This is a genomic window from Nitrosomonas sp. H1_AOB3 (assembly GCF_015709435.1).
Lineage (GTDB): Bacteria > Pseudomonadota > Gammaproteobacteria > Burkholderiales > Nitrosomonadaceae > Nitrosomonas > Nitrosomonas europaea.
This window is the reverse complement of the sequence record NZ_CP054389.1, coordinates 1,321,066-1,340,469: the sequence shown is the minus strand read 5'-3', so window position 1 is coordinate 1,340,469 and position 19,404 is coordinate 1,321,066. Positions and strand designations below refer to the sequence as shown.

The following is a 19,404-nucleotide window of genomic DNA, read 5'->3' as shown; positions in this document are numbered from 1 at the left end:
AGGCTGAATGAAGTTCCACTGGTACCGAGGAGCGCTGCAGCGGTCAATTCCGTGAGGCTCGTACCAATGGACAACCCAACAACGGCGCTCTTTCACTTTTGCGGAGATGTGTTATGAGTGCAACAATCAACCCCGTTGTGGATAATTCTGTTTTTACCGACTGCAAGGTGGCCGATTTGTCACTGGCAGACTGGGGCAGAAAGGAAATCGCCATTGCCGAGACAGAAATGCCCGGTCTGATGGCATTGCGTGAGCAATATGCCGACAAGAAACCGCTGGCAGGTGCGCGGATTGCAGGCTCCCTGCACATGACCATCCAGACAGCCGTACTGATCGAGACACTGGTAGCGTTGGGCGCGGAAGTCCGCTGGGCTTCCTGCAACATTTTCTCTACTCAGGATCATGCTGCCGCAGCGATTGCTGCCCGTAACATTCCGGTATTCGCTTACAAGGGAGAATCGCTGGAAGAATACTGGGATTACGCTCACCAGATATTTGAATGGGCCAGTGATGGTTCGCATACTGCCAATATGATTCTGGATGATGGCGGAGATGCGACCCTGCTGCTCATTCTCGGCAGCAAGGCTGAGCGCGATCCTTCCGTGATCGCCAATCCGACCAATGAAGAAGAACAAGTCCTGTTTGCTTCCATCCGCAGTCGTCTTGCCAGTCATCCGGGCTGGTACTCACGCAATCTAGCTGCAATTCGCGGTGTGACTGAAGAAACGACGACCGGTGTCCATCGCCTGTACGAAATGGAAAAGAAAGGCGAACTCCCGTTTCCGGCAATCAATGTCAATGATTCAGTCACCAAATCCAAATTCGACAATCTCTATGGATGCCGCGAATCACTGGTGGATGGCATCAAGCGTGCAACCGATGTGATGATTGCCGGAAAAATCGCCGTGGTGTGCGGTTATGGCGATGTCGGCAAAGGATGTGCACAATCATTGCGTGGCCTGGGAGCAACGGTCTGGATCACCGAGATCGATCCGATCTGTGCATTGCAGGCAGCGATGGAGGGATACCGTGTGGTGACCATGGACGATGCCTGCGATAAAGCAGATATTTTCGTCACCGCTACCGGCAATCTTCGTGTGATTACCCACGATCACATGCTGAAAATGAAAGATCAGTCGATCATATGCAATATCGGCCACTTCGATTCCGAGATCGACATCGCTTCGGTTCAGAAATACCAGTGGGAAAACATCAAACCACAAGTCGATCATGTGATCTTCCCGACTGGCCGCCGTATTATCGTGCTGGCACAGGGGCGTCTGGTCAACCTGGGCTGCGCCACCGGCCATCCGTCTTTTGTCATGTCCAGTTCGTTCACCAATCAGGTGCTGGCGCAGATGGAGCTCTGGCAGAATGGTAAAGACTACCAGAAGAAGGTGTATGTACTGCCTAAACACCTCGATGAAATGGTCGCACGGCTGCATCTGGGCAAGCTGGGCGTGAAGCTGACTGAACTGACCGATGAACAGGCGCATTACCTTAACCTCGACAAGAACGGGCCCTATAAACCGGAAATGTACCGGTACTAAAAGCACTCTGAAAAACTGCGCCGGGGTTTGATGACTCCCGCGGCTTTTTCCGGAGTTGCTATGCTCAACCTGTCAAAGCCGGGAAACAGCGATAGAGTTTCCCGGCTTTGCTTCATTGATTTTCACCGTTGCCCTTCTTACAGGGTCGCAACTCATGGAAGTGAATCCCGATGCAATCCCAGAAAAAATTTACCCCCACATTCAGTTTTGAATTTTTCCCGCCGCAGACACCGGAAGGCATGGAAAAGCTGCGGGCAACGCGCATACAGCTTGCTCAGTTCAATCCGAAGTTTTTTTCGGTGACGTTTGGTGCCGGCGGATCCACTCGTGAACGCACGCTCGAAACCGTGCTGGAAATTCAGGCAGAAGGCTATCCGGTAGCGCCCCATCTTTCCTGTATCGGCTCCACTCGTGACAATATCCGTTCGATCCTTGAGAAATATCACAGTCACGGCATCAGCCGCATTGTGGCGCTACGTGGTGATTTACCCTCCGGCATGGCGCAGGCGGGAGAATTCCGCTACGCCAACGAGCTGGTGGCATTTATCCGCAAGGAGTTCGGTGATACTTTCTGGATCGAAGTGGCGGCTTATCCGGAATATCATCCGCAAGCCCGTTCCGCGCTGGAGGATTTCACCAATTTCAGACGAAAAGTCGAAGCAGGTGCCAATGCGGCGATTACCCAGTTTTTTTACAACGTGGATGCCTATCTGCATTTCGTGGAAATGTGTGAAGCTGCAGATCTGAATATCCCGATCGTTCCCGGCATCATGCCGATCAGCAAATTTTCTCAACTGGCAAGATTTTCGGATAGCTGTGGAGCAGAAATTCCACGCTGGATTCGCAGAAAACTGGAAAGCTTCGGTGATGATATTCCTTCCATCCAGGCATTCGGGCTGGATGTCGTCACAGCGTTATGTGCTCGTCTGCTGGAAGCCGGCGCACCCGGCCTGCATTTCTACACACTCAACTCCGCCGTACTACCCACAAAAATCTGGCAACGCCTGGGGCTATAGGCCGTTAGTGGGGGTAGAGTTCTCGGGAAGGAGCAGATTTTTCACAGCTCCGAACCAGTGGTTGGAGGTCGTGATCTTCTAGCAAGATTGCGAAATGTGAATAGGGACAAGCTTTCAGACTGGCTCAAGTAAGTAAGCCTGTAGCACAATGCAAGATCAGATTTTATGTTTGGCATTATATCAAAGGCATGAAACTGATTTGTGCACCGTCGGATTCTGGATATAATCGTAGAACACGCCAGCCAGTCTTATTAGCCAGCCGTGCCATCGCCAAGCCTGGCGGTGGCAATCGTTCGAAATTGGTTGGCTGACCCATGCAATTAGACGGTTTCTGCGCCCTGAATAATGGACGACATTCGCTGCGCTGCTTTCCATCACCATGCCGGGGGAACCGGCAATGCTGATGTCATCGGAGGTAGCATCCACACCACCAGCCGTGCAATCACCGACACAGAAGGAAATGGAGTTTTTGATGGGAGAGATCCATCGGAACCAGAGCGATCCTCCTGCCCAAATCGTCACGAATAGCATCCTGGCAAGTCAACTGGGATTTTATGGCGGATTAGCGGCGGGAGCTTGTTCAAGCAGCTGTCATAGTGCACACACCGCTACACCGGCATCTAAAAATGATAAAAGGTTTTTCATTGGGTGAGTGGTGTGAGTTTTTCACCTTAGTAGGGACAATGATCGCCGTTACTTTTCTTGTCGTTGTGTTACTTGCTGCGTATCAGCGAAAAAAGCTGCGTGACATGCAACTATCCAGCTTTACATTACCCTTGGTATTAGCTATCTCGATCGCGATTGGAAAACGGGTAGCAGAGATCATCTGCTGATGACAGGATCAGGGAGTAACTATTCGAGCTGGAATGGGGAATTTTGCTGATCATGAAATTGTATGATTCTCAAATGTTGTCATTATCTTGATTGTTATCGCGACGAATGAAATATGCAGACGTATCGATATGCTTTTCGTGATCAGAAAGAAATATCGGAAACGAGGGATGAGGCAGGGCCCTGCAGCGGTTGGCGTAGCCGTGGTGGTATCTGGGGTACTTGGTATAGGGGGCAGTGTATTAAATGATATAAGGCAAGGGAATTCAGTCGATTGGCAGAATGTGGTCTCTAACGGTGTTGCAGCCGCATGGGCTACGGGGGCCACTGCTTTGGCATCGCTCTCCAGTGTCGATCTTGTCAGTCAGGCCGTTGCTGAGGGGGTGATGGGCGGTGCGTCTTTGCCGGGTTGCAGCGCATGCTATTCTTCGAAGTAGAATTTTCCTGTCTGGCCGGGTTGGGGGTGATCCTTCTGTTCGGAGTGATAGTCCAACGGGGTATATCCGGAAACACCTGGCTCATTCCACTAAGTTTCACCATAGCTTCAATCGTTTGGGGCTGGCAACATGGAATCGTTTGGAATGAGTTTTGCCTGTTTCCTTTGTGGGCGGTACTGCTCTTTTTCCTGGGCTCAGAGTTGATTGGGCGATTGATTGGTACTCCTGCTGCTGCGTTCTATTGGGGTTCTTCATTCCTGATTATCGTTATGGAAGCAATTCCGGGGCTATAAATGTATCAAGGGTGCATTCCTATCGCCACAGCCATCCTAATTTCTGGGTGGGCTGAAATAACGACCGGAGCAGAAATAAACTCATTCGATCGATTCATCGATTCGATGCCGGTACAGTCTTGGGCCGAACGCCGGGACCAAGGTATGGCGAAACAGCAATTCGACTACTCCTGCGGTGCAGCATCCCTGGTTAGTGTATTGACGCACTACTACGGCGTTGCTACCGATGAACTCGAAATCGTCGATCGAATCGGGCTGAAGGAAGCCTTCTCCATGGCAGATCTTGCGCGAGTCGCTGACGAGTACGGGTTCAAACCGGTTGGCTTGGCACTCGACTATGAAACGTTGATGCGTTTTCGTCGACCGGTGATCGTTTATCTCGATTACTGGGATGATGGGCATTTTTCCGTATTGCGCGCAATTGATCGATATGGCGTCTGGCTTGCTGATCCCGCATGGGGAAACACCCGTATGCGTCGCGAGCGTTTCGAAAAATTCTGGCGAACCCGCGATAACCCTGAGACCCCGGGGCGCGTGCTCGTTTTGTTGCCGCGCCACGAGACCGAGGTATCGCTCAACGATGCTTTCCTGACGCCCCCTGAGAATGGTAGCGGAATAGCGCTGCCGCACACTGTAGGTTATTGAGATTGGACAATGTAATAAACCAGCGAGTGATCGGCCTGCTTTCAGTACTGCTCGTCATTTTTCTGGTAACGCCAGCAATGGCAAGCGACGGACGTATTCGCGAGACCTCGTCAGGAGAAGCGATTAGCGAAGCCAGGTTTATGGCTCGACTCGAAAAAGCAGATGTGGTGATTCTCGGGGAGCTGCATGACGATCCCGCATGCCATAGCATCCAGGCTGACATCATCAGGAATTTGATCAGCGCCGGACAGGTGCCTGCTCTCTATTTCGAGATGCTGACCGATCAGGAGGAAATAGCCCATGAGGATTTCCTGCGAACGTGGGCGGATAGTACGAACGATTCATTGGCCTTCAAAGATGCCGCTAGAAAAGGGGTTCTGGCGTGGGAAAGACGGGGTTGGCCGATCTGGGATGCTTATGCTCCTATCTTTCGGTTAGCCGATCAGAACGGATTGCCTGTCAGACATGCTGATCCTTCACCGGAGTTGATGCACAACATAAGGCGATTTGGTTTGCTGGCCATCCCCAAACAATTGCGTATTCGCCTGTTTGAGAATCTCAAGGACGATGAACTTGGCAAGTTGTCGAATCGTTTAACGCAGTCGATTACCGATGCACATGGGCTGGAATCCACTCCATCCGGACGAGTCGGCTTAATCCAGGCGCAGATGACGCGGGATGCCTACATGGCGCTCAGGCTTTCTCAGGCAGAACGCCCGGCTGTCTTGATCGCTGGTATTGAGCATGCACGAAAGGATCATGGCGTCCCGTTTCATCTTGGGCAAAGGGCTCCTCACCTGAACATCGTTGCAATCGCGCTTTGCGGTGTATTACCGCCGGTTCAGGAATCTACGCCTCCAACTTTGCTACCATTTGATTTCTACTGGCTGGTTGACTCAGGCGAATAACGCCTGCGGGTCATGACGATAGATCACCATTGATAAAGGAATATAACTATGCGACGACCACAAATAACTTCGATTTCAGTATTTCTGAAAATCTGGCTCTGTATTACGACAGGACTGCTTTCTGTCAATATTCACGCGACGGAGTTCTCGCCGCAGGCCTTGATCGAAAAATCAGGCGTGGGTGTCCAACTCGATTTCTTGCCAAGAAGCCTGAAAATTGCGATGGGGCATGCCATGAAGAACGGTACATTGAGGCTGTCTACTGAGCAGATTCGCGATATTCATGCGGCCTTCGATCATGCGTATGCTCCCGTGAAGCTGAGGAAAATGATGTCCGAACGTATTACAGAGAGAATTACTTCGGAGGAAGGGGAGCGAATCATTGCTTTCCTGGAATCACCTCTCGGGAAACGCATCATTGAGCGTGAGAGCAGACTGGCGCAGCCAGAAATTCAGACTGAAATTCAGGAAAATGCCTCAAAACTCGTTGCCGAAGCAGGAGCAAACGTGACACGATTAGCGCTTTATTCATCGCTTAATCAGGCTATGGGGGAGCCTCAACGCACGGTACAGATCTATATCGGATCGGCTTTAGCCACAAATGCGGCTATTCTATCCGTCATGCCCGATACCTCTAATAGGCCATCATTGGAAGAAATCAAGAAGGGGCTGGAGTCTCAAATGCTTGCCATCACGTCAGCGATGTCGCAGGTAATTCTTAGCAATACCGCATACGCCTATCAGGACTTATCTGAAGAAGAACTCAATGCCTATCTCCAGTTTGCGCTCTCGCCCGAAGGAAAAGTTTATTCGTTTGGATTTGGCGGAATTATTGCTGAGGTATTGGTAGAGTGCGCCTTTGAGGCGGGGGTAATTTCTACACCACAAAGGTCGGCACCGATTTGATAACTGCGTTGGGCATATCCCAAGGGTCTTGACACTCTCGTGTCTGTTGGATCCATCCTGAATAATTCTCGATTCAATGATTTCACGAAACTGGAAATTTGTTTCAGCAATTTTAATGATTTCTGTTATACCTATCTTTTCTTGATTCGTGATTTGACCCCGACCATGCGCAATAGAGCTGGATGGTGCTGCAATACTTGTACGGTGCAGTGTTTGGTAACTAAAAAGAGATTGAGTGCCTATGTCAAAAAATTATTTGGCACGAAGATACAAGGCTTTTTGTGTTGATCCCGGTACCTGCCGTTCTTCGGTTACGAAGAGATCTGTTCTGGCTTTGACAAGATCAGAAAGTTTTTTGTAACCGTAAAGTCGGGAGTCGAAATCAGGTTGTAACTTGTTGAGGTAGTTGCCGAAATTGCCTAAATTTGCCCACCCGGCATCATCGCTTGATTGTTCGAGTGCGGCCAGAACAAATTTCCTGGGGAATGCCTGTTTTGTTTCCGGCACCTGAGCAGCAGGCTGTGGCGAGGATGATTTCTGATCATTTTCTGTCTTTTTGGTTCGTTGTGCAGCTGATTCAGTTGCTGTATCCGGGCGAAGAACCTCGGTAAACACAAACTTATGGCAGGCATTGCGGAAAGCCTCGGGTGTTTTCTTCTCCCCGAAGCCGAGAACAGTAAGCCCCTCCTCACGTAAACGCATTGCAAGGCCGGTGAAATCACTGTCGCTTGTAATCAGGCAGAATCCATCAAACTTTCGGGTATAGAGTAAATCCATCGCATCGATGATGAGTGTGCTGTCCGTGGCATTTTTGCCTGTTGTATATGCAAACTGCTGAACAGGTTTGATGGCATATTTTTGAAGTACTTTTTTCCAGGAAGCGCTTGCAGGAGCGGTGAAGTCACCGTAGATGCGTTTCACGGTTGCTTCCCCGAATCGCGCAATCTCGGCAAGTAGTCCTTCAATGACGGCCGCTTGTGCATTGTCAGCATCAATGAGTACAGCTAACCGAAGAGTAGATTCTTCTGCTTCAATTTTAGTGACTAATCGTGGAGATACCATGCAAGCTCCTGTTTTCTAATACTCATGTAATGGGGATTTAGTGAAAAGCTTTAACCGGGATGCGATGTTCTCTTGTATTCATACCTGCCAAAGGGTAAAAACAGTTTTGACGCCAGTGAATATGGATTGGAAAAATTGACCAATATTTTCCATATGGATTGCCAAAACTGGTTTCGTGAATATACAGGAGACTGGTAGATATCTCGCCATGAATGATTTGGACTTTCAGGAAGCGGGTTCTACAGCTAATCAACCGCAACTGAGCAGTGCAGCTTCGCAATTTGTATAGTTCCGGAATGAGGGAGCGAAAGTCCGGATCGTTAGGATGGCTATATTCAATGCGGATTGTTTTCCCTGATCAAACCTTTGTTGCCTCCTTTCTATCACGGATGGGAAGCGCGGTGAAAGACAGGCGAATACACAGCCCTGGTGCATTGTCTTCCATAACGAGTTGACGTGGTCAAGGTTTTTTGTACACTTTAGTTAAGCAACTTTTCTGATTTTTGCCATTTCAGCTTCATACTGATTGGGGCTTCTGTACCCCAGGTATGAATGCAGTCGGTGGTTGTTGTAAAACATAGTGATGTAATTCAGCACATCCTGGTGGGCTTCATGGCGCGTCTGGTAATATCGCCACTGGACTCGTTCCTGTTTCAGGCTGCCAAAAAAACTTTCCACAACTGCATTGTCCCAACAGTCTCCTTTTCGGCTCATGCTGCCCTCGAACCCGTGGGCCTTTAGTAACCGGCGGTAATCCTTGCTGGCATATTGGGAGCCTCGATCTGAATGCATGATCAGTCCTGCTGTCGGTTGACGTTGCCAGATAGCCATTCTGAGGGCATCGCAGACCAGTTGTGCCTTCATGCGGGAACTCATGCTCCAGCCCACCACCTTGCGTGAGTACAGGTCAATGACTACTGCCAGGTACAGCCAACCTTTTTGTGTCCACAGGCAGGTGATGTCTCCGGCGTACACCTGATCGGGCGCCACGACATCAAATTCCCGGTTCAACCTGTTATCAAATACCGGTTTCCGGTGATTACTGTTGGTCGTGACTTTGTACCGCTTACGCTGCTTTGCTTGTACACCTGCTTCGATCATGAGTTTGCGCACTTTGCTACGGCTGACCGGGTAACTCCGGGCATTGAGCACTTGCTTCATCCGGCGGCTGCCATAGGTGTTATCACTGGATTCTGCGATCTCACGAACCACTTCCAGCAGCGTCTGGTAGCGGGCATCATCCGGCTTATCGGTATTTCGCTTCAGGTAACCGTAATAGCCACTGCGGGTAACACCCAGGAGTTGGCACATCAGGCCGACCGGGCAGGTCTTCTTCTTTTGGGTGATAAACGAATACTTCAATTCGTTTCTTTGGCGAAGAAGACCGTCGCTTCCTTTAAGATGTGTTTCTCCATTTCCAGTTGCTTTACCCGAACCTTCAGCTTCCTGATTTCCTCCTGCTCCAGAGTCAGCTTGCCGTTACCTCTGAATGCCTGTCCGTCGCTATCCTCCCGATACTCCCTGATCCAGCGCCCCAGTTGAGAAATATTGATTTCCAGACTTCTAGCTGCCTCCGCACGGGTATACCCCTGCTCCAGTACCAGACTGACTGCATCCAATTTGAATTCTTTTGAATATTGCTTCCTTGGGATCATTTCTTCTCCTACAGTTAAAAATATTATCTCTTAACTGAGGTGTACAGATCTATTGAACCACATCACGCGCAGCTTCGATCTGTTGCCGGTTTGGTCGGGAACGATTTTTATCAGCGTCCGCTGGCAATCACAAACGGCGCGTTGGTGAGCTTTTCCTGCTCTCGAACAGATAAAACTTTGCGGCGAAATGAAATGGGATAAGTCATCTGTAAATTATAATCAATCTATCTGAGCTTCTCTATACCGCTTACGCTGCTTTGCTTGTACACCTGCTTCGATCATGAGTTTGCGCACTTTGCTACGGCTGACCGGGTAACTCCGGGCATTGAGCACTTGCTTCATCCGGCGGCTGCCATAGGTGTTATCACTGGATTCTGCGATCTCACGAACCACTTCCAGCAGCGTCTGGTAGCGGGCATCATCCGGCTTATCGGTATTTCGCTTCAGGTAACCGTAATAGCCACTGCGGGTAACACCCAGGAGTTGGCACATCAGGCCGACCGGGCAGGTCTTCTTCTTTTGGGTGATAAACGAATACTTCAATTCGTTTCTTTGGCGAAGAAGACCGTCGCTTCCTAAGATGTGTTTCTCCATTTCCAGTTGCTTTACCCGAACCTTCAGCTTCCTGATTTCCTCCTGCTCCAGAGTCAGCTTGCCGTTACCTCTGAATGCCTGTCCGTCGCTATCCTCCCGATACTCCCTGATCCAGCGCCCCAGTTGAGAAATATTGATTTCCAGACTTCTGGCTGCCTCCGCACGGGTATACCCCTGCTCCAGTACCAGACTGACTGCATCCAATTTGAATTCTTTTGAATATTGCTTCCTTGGGATCATTTCTTCTCCTACAGTTAAAAATATTATCTCTTAACTGAGGTGTACAGATCTATTGAACCACATCAGATTGCGAACCTTCGAGACGTGGTATTACACCTGATTCTATTGGGTAGTGCGCTGTGTAAGAGATGGCGCGACGTTGTGTGAGGGTGAGGCAGGAGCCGGCTTTAGCCGGTGGTTATTTAGTACTTGTAAACTGCGCTTTTTATCTGTTTTTGCCTTGGCTGACTGCCTCGTCAATGCGATTCTCAGAGGATCCCTGAGAATCGCATTGACATGCTGTTTTCAGCGAAACCATAATGCAACCGGTAGAAACTATTTTGGTGGAAATGATGGCTTCTTTGACTGTTAAAAACATACCTGAGGATATTTATGAGCACCTTAAGCAGGCTGCTCTGCATATGATTGCGAATTCATATCGACTGCTAAGTCGCTTAACTCCAAACTCATCACGGCTGATAGAAAACTGATCACCGCATTTCCCGATATAGCGATAACAGTGAAGGATTACCTGGCTGCATAACCTTGACAGGCTGACTACTACGATGCAGACAGGTAACTTAACGCTTTACTGGCATGATTATGAAACTTCCGGGGCAACGCCACGCTGGGATCGGCCATTTCAGTTTGCCGGGTTGAGGACGGACGAAGCGCTCAATGAAATCGGTGACCCGCTGGTGATCTATTGCCAGCCGGCGCGCGACCGGTTGCCTCACCCGGAAGCCTGTCTGCTTACCGGCATTACGCCACAAATGGCAGAAGCCCGGGGGCTACCGGAGCCGGAATTCATCGCACTGATTCATGCACAGTTGGCGCAACCGGGTACTTGCGGAGTGGGCTATAACACGTTGCGATTCGATGATGAAGTCACCCGGTTTACGCTGTACCGCAATTTTTATGACCCCTATGCGCGTGAATGGCAATCCGGTAATTCGCGCTGGGATGTGATCGATCTTGCTCGTATGACCTTTGCTCTGCGTCCGGAAGGCATCAACTGGCCGATCAACGGGGAGGGAAAACCGAGCTTCCGGCTGGAGAACATCACTGCAGCCAATGAATTGGTACATGACAGTGCGCATGATGCGTTATCCGATGTCCGGGCTACGATTGCGCTGGCCCGCCTGCTGCGTGCACAGCAACCGCGCCTGTACGACTGGCTGTTCCGGTTACGCGATAAACGTGCTGCTGGCAATTTGCTGGATATGAAAACCCACACCCCGGTTTTACATACCTCCCGCATGTATCCGGCAGAATGCGGTTGTACTACGCTGGTCATGCCGCTACTGCCTGAAACCGGTAATGCCAACAGTGTTCTGGTTTATGACTTGCGGCATGATCCCGCTGAATTTGTCCTGCTGGATATCGATGCACTGGCGGAACGTCTTTTTACACCAAAAGAAGAGCTGGCAGAAGGACAGCAGCGCCTGCCAGTCAAAGCGGTCAGGCTGAACAAATGTCCGGCACTGGCGCCACAAAAAGTTCTGAATGATGAAGCCGCCAATCGAATCGGACTGAATGTCGAACAATGTCAGCAACACTGGCAACTGTTACTGCAGCATCCGGATTTCATGCAGCGAATCAAACAGGCGTATTCCGGCAATAAAGTATTTGCAGAAAACGATGCCGATCTGGCGTTGTACGATGGTTTTGCCAGTGATCACGATCGCAATCTGTTCCCGCTGGTGCGTGATGCAGAACCAGGGAAACTGGCTGACCTGGCCGGAAAATTTCAGGATGAACGGTATATCGAGCTGTTGTTCCGTTATCGTGCCCGCAACTTTCCCGATACCTTATCGGTTCAGGAAGAACACCATTGGCAAATGCATTGCCGCAGACAGCTTGGTGAAAATGCCATCAACGGTAGCCTGACATTGAATGAATATCACCAGAAACTTCTGCAACTGCGAACCGATTGCCCTCAGCAGGCGCAGCTGGACATTCTGAATGAGCTGGAAGCGTGGGGCAGGGCACTGGCACAGGAAAATGATCTGCCCTGGCCGCCTGATCATTCCGGATCGGAAGAACAGACTGATTGATGAGCGAACAGATCAGGCTGGAAAATCTTACGATTTTCATGCAACGCAGGGCAGTGAAGCATGTTTACCTGCGGGTGCATCCACCGGATGGCCGGGTGACACTGGTGGCACCAACCGGTACGCGGCTGGAAGTGGTGCGTGCGTTTGTCACTGCAAAACTGGACTGGATTCACAAGCAGCAGGCAAAACTGCAAGCGCAGGTCAGGGAAGTCCCTCGGCAATTTATCGGTGGGGAAAGTCATACCGTATGGGGGCGTCATTACGTGCTGCAGGTGGTGGAGAAATCAGCCGGGCCGTGTGTGCTGATGGATCAGCAGACCATCACCCTGCAGGTGCGCCCCGGTAGCGATCTGTTCAAACGTGCTGCTGTGATGCACGCCTGGCATAAATCCCTGCTGCATGCCGTGGTGCCTGATCTGATCGGAAAATGGCAGGAGCGACTGGGTGTGAGTGTCTCTGCTTACTTTCTGCAGCAGATGAAAACCCGCTGGGGTAGCTGCAATACGAGGCGTCGCCATATCCGGTTGAATACCGATCTGGTGAGAAAACCGCAGGATCTGCTGGAATATGTTGTGGTGCATGAGTTGGTTCACCTGATCGAACCATCGCATAACAAACGGTTTGTCGGGTTAATGGATCAGCATTATCCGGCCTGGCGCGAGGCCACAGCGGAACTGAACCAGATCCCCCTGTCGGCGATACGGCCGCGCGGATAGGTGATCAGCCTGATTTTTATTTCAGCAGTTACCCGGTCAGGGTTTCATCCAGCAGTTCAATCCAGTGGCGCACAGGCAGCGAAGTGCCGCCTTGCAGGTGCATCTGGCAGCCGATATTGGCGGTAACTACCAGATCAGGGTTCTCCATGGTTAATGCAGTGATTTTATTGTCGCGCAACTGGCGGGAAAGTTTGGGTTGCAGGATGGAATAGGTGCCTGCTGAACCGCAACAGAGGTGGGGATCAGCAACTTTGGTCAGGTTGAAGCCTGCCGCTTGCAGAACCGGTTCGACTTTTCCTTTCAGCTTCATGCCGTGCTGCAAGGTGCAGGGGGCGTGAAAGGCAAGATTGCGTGGAGATGAGGATTTCGATGTCGCTTTTTCTGCTTCCAGTAGCGGGATCAGTGTGGAAGCTTCGGCCGTGATGATTTCGCTGATATCCCGGGTCAGGCTGGAGATCTTTGCAGCTTTTTCGGCATAATCCGGATCGTGTTGCAGCAGGTGTCCGTAATCCTTGACAGTGACACCGCAGCCGCTGGCCGTGACGATAATGGCCTCAACCGGATTCTCGGATCGCGTGACAAAAGGCCACCATGCATCGATATTGCGGCGCATGGCGTTCAACCCTTCTTCCTGTGCATTGAGATGGTAGGCAAGTGCGCCGCAGCAGCCAGCTTGTTCTGCAGCCATCACTGCAATACCGAGCCGATCCAGCACACGTGTGGTGGCATGGTTGGTGTTGGGCGTCAGCGCCGGTTGTACGCAGCCGGCGAGTATCAGCATGGAGCGCGTGTGGGTTTTGCCGGAGGGGCTGCGTGCGGTTACCGGTTTCGGGAATATCGTCTTTTTCAGGCGGGCAGGGAGTAGTGGCCGACCCATACGGGCAACGCCCATGAGAGTGCTGAAAAGGGTGCGGTTGGGCAGCAATTTGCGCAGGGCATAACGCTTGAAGGTGGCATAAGGGGTGCGTTGAATTTGCTGTTCGACCATACCGCGGCCGATGTCGAGCAGATGCCCGTACTGTACACCGGATGGACAGGTGGTTTCACAGGCGCGGCAGGTCAGGCAGCGATCGAGATGCAGCTGGGTTTTTTCAGTGACTTCCTGGCCTTCCAGCATCTGCTTGATCAGATAAATTCGCCCGCGCGGGCTGTCCAGCTCGTTTCCCAGCAGCTGATAGGTGGGGCAGGTCGCGAGACAGAAACCGCAATGCACACAACTGCGCAGAATGGCATCTGCTTCTTGTCCTTCCGGCGTGTCTTTGATCAGATCAGTCAAACGGGTTTGCATGGCTCAAAACTCGGTATACAGTCGTTGTGGATTGAGGATACCTGCTGGATCGAACTGCTGTTTCAGACGTCGGTGGATTTTCAGCAGAGCAGGGGAAAGCGGGTGAAATACAGGAATCGCTGTTTTATTGCCGTGAAACAGGGTGGCGTGACCACCGGCATCCGCAGCGTGTTTGCGGATTACGGCAGCATCAGTATCTTCATCTGTGACGAACCAGCGCAGTGCACCGCCCCATTCGATCAGCTGTTTACCCGGCAGCGAAAGCGGGGGGGTGGTCGGCTTGATCGACAGGCGCCACAGTGATTTTTCGGCGGATTTTCCTTCCTGGAAAAACGGGTGAGTATGATCTCTGATCGATTCCCAGAAATCATCCTTGTCTTTGATTTCATCCCCCCCCAGTCTGGCATGCGCGGTTTGCACGGCAGATTCGGCGCCGGAAAGCCGGACGTAAAGCTGATCATTATGAAAATAGGTGGCGGAAACCGGCAGTGGCTCAGCTGTGCAGCGGCGCATGATTGCCAGGGCTTCGGGTGTGCTGGCCTGGAAGCGAAGGGTGCGTTCTACTGCCGGTTTGGGAAGCACTTTGAGCGATATTTCGAGCAATACGCCCAGTGTACCCATTGCACCTGTCATGAGGCGGGAAACATCATAGCCGGCAACGTTCTTCATCACCCGCCCGCCAAAGGACAGGGTACTTCCCTGGCCATCCAGCAGTTTGGTACCTAATACATAGTCACGCACCGCACCGGTATAAGCGCGTCTGGGGCCGGACAATCCGGCTGCGACACACCCGCCCAGTGTGGCAGCCGTGCTGAAATGAGGAGGCTCGAAAGCCAGCATCTGGCTGTGATCGTGCAACAGCTTTTCCAGCTCGGCCAGTGGTGTTCCGGAGCGAGCGGTGATCACCAGTTCGCTCGGCTCATAATCGACGACTCCCTGCCAGGTGGACGTATCGAGTATGGAAGAATGCTGTAAAGCCTGCGGATTGCCGTAAAAATCCTTGCTGCCGCCACCGCGGATGCGCAGCGGCTGTTTATTTTCGATTGCCGCGTTGATAGTGTCGATGAAATGATCGGGAAGGGTTTGCATGACAAAAAATTAGAATCTGGGTATTTCCGGGAATTTCTCAGCTCCCCGGTGTACGTGCATGGCACCGAATTCGGCACAACGGTGTAATTCGGGAATCGCTTTGCCCGGATTGAGCAGTGATTGCGGATCGAATGCTGCTTTGATCGCATGGAACCGGTTGCGCTCGGCATCATTGAATTGCAGGCACATCTGGTTGAGTTTTTCGATTCCTACACCGTGTTCGCCGGTCAGCGATCCGCCTGCTTCGATGCAGATCTCCAGTATTCGCGCCCCGAATGCTTCTGCCTTTTGCAGTTCACCCGGCTGGTTGGCATCATACAGAATCAGGGGATGCAAATTGCCATCTCCCGCATGAAATACATTCATGCAGCGCAGGCCATATTCTGCCGAGAGCTGTTCGATTTGTTCCAGCACGTGTGCCAGATGCTTGCGTGGAATGGTGCCATCCATACAGTAGTAATCTGGTGAAACTCTGCCTGCTGCCGGGAAGGCTGCTTTTCGTCCGGCCCAGAAGCGTTGCCGTTCGGCTTCATTCTGCGCAAGGCTGATCCGGGTAGCCCCGCTTGCCTGCAGAATAGTGCGTATCCGCTCGATTTCATCAGTGACTTCTTCCGCCGTACCATCGGATTCACACAGCAGAATTGCCGCCCCTTCGAGGTCGTAACCCGCATGTACGAAATCTTCGACGGCGTGGATGGTGATCTTGTCCATCATCTCCATACCGGCTGGAATGATACCGGCCTGAATGACGCTGGCGACGGCTTCTCCGGCTTTTCTGACATCGTCGAACACTGCCATGACCAGCTTTACCGTTTCCGGTTTGGGCAGCAGTCTGACCGTAATCTCGGTGACGATTCCCAGCATGCCTTCACTGCCCGTCATCAGTGCGAGCAGATCGAAACCGGGACTGTCGAGTGCATCTGCACCGATTTCCAGCAGATCTCCTTCGATCGTCAATACACGCAGCCGCAAGATATTGTGGACGGTCAGTCCGTATTTGAGACAGTGCACGCCTCCTGAATTTTCTGCCACGTTTCCGCCGATACTGCAGGCGATCTGGGAAGAAGGGTCAGGCGCGTAATACATTCCATAATGTGCAGCCGCTTCGCTGATGGCCAGGTTACGGACACCGGGCTGCACACGTGCAGTACCGGCTGCAGGATCGATTTCCAGAATACGGTTCAATCTGGCTAATGACAGTAAAACACCTTCTGCGTGAGGGAGTGCGCCCCCGGACAAACCGGTGCCGGACCCACGTGCTACCACCGGAATACGTTCGGCCTGGCAGGTTTGCAGGATAGCGGCAATTTCAGCCTCGGTTCGCGGCAGCACGACGATCATTGGTAGCTGCCGATAGGCGGACAGGGCGTCGCATTCATACGGTCTCAAATCCTCTGCCTCGTGCAATATAGCTTCCGCAGGCAGAAATTTGCGGAAGGCTTCGATCAGCTGGTTAGTGTTCATGGGCAGATTCAGTGGAGGTATCGAGGGTATGTCCGGCTAGTTGTTCGAGGATGCGCACGATGGCTGAACTGTCTTGTTGCGCATCTCCTTGCGCAATGCTGGCATTATAGAGCGATTGAACCAGTGCAGTGCCTGGCAGGCTGACGCCCAGTTCCGTGGCGCAATCCAGTGCGATGCCGAGATCCTTCCGGTGCAGATCGACCCGGAAACCGGGAGTGAAGGCATGTTTGATCATGCGTTCTCCATGTACTTCCAGGATGCGCGAGGCGGCAAACCCTCCCAGCAGGGCCTGTCTGACTTTATTGGGATCAGCTCCGGCTCTGGAAGCCAATACCAGGGCTTCAGCCACAGCCTCGAGTGTCAGGGCCGCGATGATCTGGTTGGCCGCCTTGCAGATCTGGCCGGTGCCTGGATCACCGATTCGCGTGACAGTTTTGCCCATCAACGCCAGTATCGGCTCGATTTCCGCAAAAACTGCCTCGGTTGCCCCGACCATGATCGTGAGGGTGGCATTCTGTGCACCAATATCTCCACCTGATACCGGGGCATCCGCGTACTCATGGCCGAGCTGCCTGATTCGTGTAACGAAATCCCGGGTTCTGATCGGGGAAATCGTGCTCATGTCGATGATGATTTTCGACCGAGGCGGGTTCGCAGACAGCCCTTGTGCCACTCCGTTTTCGGCAAACAGCACCTTTTCAACATCAGGCGTATCCGGCAACATCAGGATGATGATATCCGCTTGTTCAGCCACAGCCCTGGGGGTGGGGCAGGCCAGCCCACCCGGCACTGTCAGCTCAGCAGGTATGCCACTGCGTGAGTTGAGATAAACCGGGTATCCTCCCCGGATGAGATGGCCGGCCATGGGTTTTCCCATGATACCCAGGCCGATGAAACCGATCGTTGTCATGTGAACAGTATTACCGAGAAAATGGGTTTTATCTGCCGTTAAGCGATCCCGGTAAAACAGGTAGACTGTCCGGTGATTCGGCTGGCTTTGGATCTGTCAATTTATCTGAATCCGTGTGCTGGCAGCAAGCAGTCGTAGTATAGCAGTCAGCCTTTCGTGAATTGATCCTATCTGCAAGAATCCGTATATTTCCAGGTTCTTCCGGTTTTGCTGGCTGAGTACCGTTATTTCATCAGCAGGAATGTCCTGGATTACGTATCCGAAAAATATTCAAGGAATAAATACATGACACGCAGAGGCCTCATCCTTGCGGGAGGGTCCGGTACCCGGCTGCATCCGGCGACGCTTGCACTGAGCAAGCAGTTGTTGCCGGTATTCGACAAACCCATGATTTATTATCCGCTCAGCACCCTGATGCTGGCAGGCATACGCGATATTCTCATCATCAGCACGCCGCAGGACACCCCTCGTTTTCAGCAACTGCTGGGTGACGGAGAACAATGGGGACTGAATCTGCAATATGCCGTGCAACCTTCACCCGACGGCCTCGCACAGGCTTTTCTGATTGGCGAGGATTTCATTGGTAACCATCCTTCTGCACTGGTGCTGGGAGATAACATTTTCTACGGCCATGATCTCCAGCGTTTGCTGACTCATGCCATGATGCGCACCGAAGGAGCCAGCGTATTCGCTTATCATGTGCATGATCCGGAGCGCTATGGTGTAGTCGAGTTCAATGCACAGGGCAAGGTATTGTCACTGGAAGAAAAACCGATACAACCAAGATCTAGTTATGCGGTGACCGGGCTGTATTTTTATGATACGCAGGTCGTCGATCATGCCAAAGCACTTAAACCCTCTGCGCGCGGTGAACTGGAAATCACCGATCTCAATCGTTGTTATCTCGAACAGGGCAACCTCAGCGTGGAAATCATGGGGCGCGGCTACGCCTGGCTGGATACCGGTACGCATGCAACCCTGCTCGATGCCAGTCAGTTCATTGCTACCCTGGAAAATCGGCAGGGCCTGAAAGTTGCCTGTCCGGAAGAAATTGCCTACCGGCAAGGATGGATAGATGCAGCCCGGCTGGAAATGCTGGCCCAATTACTGGCTAAAAATGGTTATGGCCAGTATCTGCTGAAAATACTCAGGGAAAACGTGTTCTGATGAAGATAACTCCTCTTGCTATTTCGGAAATCGTACTCATCGAACCCAAAGTATTTGGTGATGAACGCGGCTTCTTTTTTGAAAGTTTCAACCAGGCCCGGTTTGAAGAAACTGTCGGCAGGAAAATCAATTTTGTGCAGGATAATCACAGTCGCAGCGTGAAGAATGTTCTGCGCGGTCTTCACTACCAGATACAGCAACCGCAGGGAAAACTGGTGCGGGTGGTGCAGGGTGAAGTTTTCGACGTGGCAGTCGATTTGCGCAAAAGCAGCCCGACCTTTGGCCGATGGGTGGGCCAGGTTCTTTCTGCAGAAAACAAACATCAGCTCTGGATACCTGAAGGATTCGCCCATGGCTTTGTCGTACTGAGTGATACCGCAGAGTTTCTTTATAAGACGACGGATTACTATGCGCCTGCCCATGAGCGTTGTCTGCTCTGGAATGATCCAGTGCTCAATATCCAGTGGCCGCCTGGGATTGCGCCTGTTCTTTCAGCCAAAGATACTCAGGGCAAGCCATTCAATGAGGTGGAAGTATTCGTCTGATGCGATTTATTTTTCTGGTGCAGCAGGCGCAGTTGTCTGCCGAATCTGATCT

General features: G+C 51.7%; 19 protein-coding genes, 1 pseudogene and 1 riboswitch. Of the genes and pseudogenes, 12 read left to right on the top strand and 8 right to left on the bottom strand.

Going from position 1 to position 19,404, the window contains the following annotated elements; all coding sequences use genetic code 11:
- Positions 1-19 precede the first annotated feature (19 nt).
- Positions 20-97: riboswitch (S-adenosyl-L-homocysteine riboswitch) on the top strand.
- Between the two features lie 16 nt (positions 98-113).
- Positions 114-1,550 (top strand): adenosylhomocysteinase, encoded by a 1,437-nt coding sequence (ahcY, locus tag HRU73_RS06295; RefSeq protein ID WP_276677320.1) that lies wholly within the window; start codon positions 114-116, stop codon positions 1,548-1,550.
- Positions 1,551-1,720: 170 nt separating this feature from the next.
- Positions 1,721-2,566 (top strand): methylenetetrahydrofolate reductase [NAD(P)H], encoded by an 846-nt coding sequence (metF, locus tag HRU73_RS06290; protein WP_287399952.1) that lies wholly within the window; start codon positions 1,721-1,723, stop codon positions 2,564-2,566.
- A gap of 180 nt (positions 2,567-2,746) precedes the next feature.
- Here the strand turns inward: metF and HRU73_RS06285 are convergent, their stop codons facing one another.
- Positions 2,747-3,088, bottom strand: a complete 342-nt coding sequence (locus tag HRU73_RS06285; protein ID WP_287399950.1) for a hypothetical protein — start codon at positions 3,086-3,088, stop codon at positions 2,747-2,749.
- Between the two features lie 104 nt (positions 3,089-3,192).
- On the opposite strand from HRU73_RS06285, the gene HRU73_RS06280 reads away from it, so the two are divergent.
- From HRU73_RS06280 to HRU73_RS06255, 6 genes are all read left to right on the top strand, one after another.
- Positions 3,193-3,399 (top strand): hypothetical protein, encoded by a 207-nt coding sequence (locus HRU73_RS06280; RefSeq protein WP_287399948.1) that lies wholly within the window; start codon positions 3,193-3,195, stop codon positions 3,397-3,399.
- 168 nt (positions 3,400-3,567) lie between these two features.
- Positions 3,568-3,834 (top strand): hypothetical protein, encoded by a 267-nt coding sequence (locus HRU73_RS06275; protein WP_287399947.1) that lies wholly within the window; start codon positions 3,568-3,570, stop codon positions 3,832-3,834.
- The gene (locus HRU73_RS06270; RefSeq protein WP_287399946.1) at positions 3,816-4,127 is read left to right on the top strand and encodes a hypothetical protein; all 312 of its coding nucleotides are present in this window, start codon (positions 3,816-3,818) and stop codon (positions 4,125-4,127) included. The genes HRU73_RS06275 and HRU73_RS06270 overlap by 19 nt, the downstream gene beginning before the upstream one ends.
- A 144-nt stretch (positions 4,128-4,271) precedes the next feature.
- Positions 4,272-4,772, top strand: coding sequence for a C39 family peptidase (locus HRU73_RS06265; protein ID WP_287399945.1), 501 nt, complete (start codon positions 4,272-4,274; stop codon positions 4,770-4,772).
- Between the two features lie 2 nt (positions 4,773-4,774).
- Positions 4,775-5,680 carry a ChaN family lipoprotein gene (locus HRU73_RS06260; RefSeq protein WP_287399944.1) on the top strand — a complete coding sequence of 302 codons (906 nt, stop codon included), beginning with the start codon at positions 4,775-4,777 and terminating at the stop codon, positions 5,678-5,680.
- 48 nt (positions 5,681-5,728) lie between these two features.
- Positions 5,729-6,586 (top strand): DUF2059 domain-containing protein, encoded by an 858-nt coding sequence (locus HRU73_RS06255; RefSeq protein WP_287399943.1) that lies wholly within the window; start codon positions 5,729-5,731, stop codon positions 6,584-6,586.
- 252 nt (positions 6,587-6,838) lie between these two features.
- On the opposite strand, the gene HRU73_RS06250 is transcribed toward HRU73_RS06255, so the two are convergent.
- The 3 genes and pseudogenes from HRU73_RS06250 to HRU73_RS06240 all read right to left on the bottom strand — a co-directional run.
- Complete coding sequence (locus HRU73_RS06250; RefSeq protein ID WP_287399942.1) at positions 6,839-7,648, bottom strand: NYN domain-containing protein; 810 nt, start codon at positions 7,646-7,648, stop codon at positions 6,839-6,841.
- 483 nt (positions 7,649-8,131) lie between these two features.
- A protein-coding gene (locus HRU73_RS06245; protein ID WP_287399941.1) for an IS3 family transposase occupies positions 8,132-9,303 on the bottom strand; the annotation gives its coding sequence in 2 pieces (ribosomal slippage) (positions 8,132-9,024 and positions 9,024-9,303; 1,173 coding nt in all).
- Between the two features lie 237 nt (positions 9,304-9,540).
- A pseudogene (locus tag HRU73_RS06240) lies at positions 9,541-10,137 on the bottom strand (transposase); the annotation flags it as partial.
- Positions 10,138-10,682: 545 nt separating this feature from the next.
- On the opposite strand from HRU73_RS06240, the gene sbcB reads away from it, so the two are divergent.
- On the top strand, positions 10,683-12,173 hold the full coding sequence (gene sbcB, locus HRU73_RS06235; RefSeq protein ID WP_287399939.1) for an exodeoxyribonuclease I: 1,491 nt from the start codon (positions 10,683-10,685) through the stop codon (positions 12,171-12,173).
- The gene (locus HRU73_RS06230; protein ID WP_287399938.1) at positions 12,173-12,889 is read left to right on the top strand and encodes a YgjP family zinc-dependent metalloprotease; all 717 of its coding nucleotides are present in this window, start codon (positions 12,173-12,175) and stop codon (positions 12,887-12,889) included. Before sbcB ends, HRU73_RS06230 begins: the two co-directional genes overlap by 1 nt.
- A 28-nt stretch (positions 12,890-12,917) precedes the next feature.
- Here HRU73_RS06230 and glcF read toward each other — a convergent pair whose 3' ends face one another.
- The 4 genes from glcF to HRU73_RS06210 are packed head-to-tail and all read right to left on the bottom strand — an operon-like array spanning position 12,918 to position 17,700.
- Positions 12,918-14,177, bottom strand: coding sequence for a glycolate oxidase subunit GlcF (gene glcF / locus HRU73_RS06225; protein ID WP_287399936.1), 1,260 nt, complete (start codon positions 14,175-14,177; stop codon positions 12,918-12,920).
- Between the two features lie 3 nt (positions 14,178-14,180).
- Entirely contained in the window at positions 14,181-15,266 is a 1,086-nt protein-coding gene (gene glcE, locus HRU73_RS06220) for a glycolate oxidase subunit GlcE (RefSeq protein WP_287399934.1), read from the bottom strand.
- A gap of 9 nt (positions 15,267-15,275) precedes the next feature.
- Complete coding sequence (locus HRU73_RS06215) at positions 15,276-16,730, bottom strand: FAD-linked oxidase C-terminal domain-containing protein (RefSeq protein ID WP_287399932.1); 1,455 nt, start codon at positions 16,728-16,730, stop codon at positions 15,276-15,278.
- The gene (locus tag HRU73_RS06210) at positions 16,720-17,700 is read right to left on the bottom strand and encodes a 2-hydroxy-3-oxopropionate reductase (RefSeq protein ID WP_287400038.1); all 981 of its coding nucleotides are present in this window, start codon (positions 17,698-17,700) and stop codon (positions 16,720-16,722) included. Before HRU73_RS06210 ends, HRU73_RS06215 begins: the two co-directional genes overlap by 11 nt.
- A gap of 225 nt (positions 17,701-17,925) precedes the next feature.
- Between HRU73_RS06210 and rfbA the strand changes: the two genes are divergently transcribed.
- A complete protein-coding gene (gene rfbA / locus HRU73_RS06205; RefSeq protein WP_281871379.1) occupies positions 17,926-18,807 on the top strand; it encodes a glucose-1-phosphate thymidylyltransferase RfbA in 882 nt (293 codons plus the stop codon).
- Positions 18,807-19,352 carry a dTDP-4-dehydrorhamnose 3,5-epimerase gene (gene rfbC / locus HRU73_RS06200; protein ID WP_287399929.1) on the top strand — a complete coding sequence of 182 codons (546 nt, stop codon included), beginning with the start codon at positions 18,807-18,809 and terminating at the stop codon, positions 19,350-19,352. Before rfbA ends, rfbC begins: the two co-directional genes overlap by 1 nt.
- The last annotated feature ends 52 nt before the right edge of the window (positions 19,353-19,404 follow it).

What these genes read in the sequence shown, in the direction of transcription:
- ahcY (WP_276677320.1), top strand. Translation starts at nt 114, where the DNA reads ATGAGTGCAACAATCAACCCCGTTGTGGATAATTCTGTTTTTACCGAC.
- metF (WP_287399952.1), top strand. Translation starts at nt 1,721, where the DNA reads ATGCAATCCCAGAAAAAATTTACCCCCACATTCAGTTTTGAATTTTTC.
- HRU73_RS06280 (WP_287399948.1), top strand. Translation starts at nt 3,193, where the DNA reads ATGATAAAAGGTTTTTCATTGGGTGAGTGGTGTGAGTTTTTCACCTTA.
- HRU73_RS06275 (WP_287399947.1), top strand. Translation starts at nt 3,568, where the DNA reads ATGAGGCAGGGCCCTGCAGCGGTTGGCGTAGCCGTGGTGGTATCTGGG.
- HRU73_RS06270 (WP_287399946.1), top strand. Translation starts at nt 3,816, where the DNA reads ATGCTATTCTTCGAAGTAGAATTTTCCTGTCTGGCCGGGTTGGGGGTG.
- HRU73_RS06265 (WP_287399945.1), top strand. Translation starts at nt 4,272, where the DNA reads ATGGCGAAACAGCAATTCGACTACTCCTGCGGTGCAGCATCCCTGGTT.
- HRU73_RS06255 (WP_287399943.1), top strand. Translation starts at nt 5,729, where the DNA reads ATGCGACGACCACAAATAACTTCGATTTCAGTATTTCTGAAAATCTGG.
- HRU73_RS06250 (WP_287399942.1), bottom strand. Translation starts at nt 7,648, where the DNA reads ATGGTATCTCCACGATTAGTCACTAAAATTGAAGCAGAAGAATCTACT.
- sbcB (WP_287399939.1), top strand. Translation starts at nt 10,683, where the DNA reads ATGCAGACAGGTAACTTAACGCTTTACTGGCATGATTATGAAACTTCC.
- HRU73_RS06230 (WP_287399938.1), top strand. Translation starts at nt 12,173, where the DNA reads ATGAGCGAACAGATCAGGCTGGAAAATCTTACGATTTTCATGCAACGC.
- glcF (WP_287399936.1), bottom strand. Translation starts at nt 14,177, where the DNA reads ATGCAAACCCGTTTGACTGATCTGATCAAAGACACGCCGGAAGGACAA.
- glcE (WP_287399934.1), bottom strand. Translation starts at nt 15,266, where the DNA reads ATGCAAACCCTTCCCGATCATTTCATCGACACTATCAACGCGGCAATC.
- HRU73_RS06215 (WP_287399932.1), bottom strand. Translation starts at nt 16,730, where the DNA reads ATGAACACTAACCAGCTGATCGAAGCCTTCCGCAAATTTCTGCCTGCG.
- rfbA (WP_281871379.1), top strand. Translation starts at nt 17,926, where the DNA reads ATGACACGCAGAGGCCTCATCCTTGCGGGAGGGTCCGGTACCCGGCTG.
- rfbC (WP_287399929.1), top strand. Translation starts at nt 18,807, where the DNA reads ATGAAGATAACTCCTCTTGCTATTTCGGAAATCGTACTCATCGAACCC.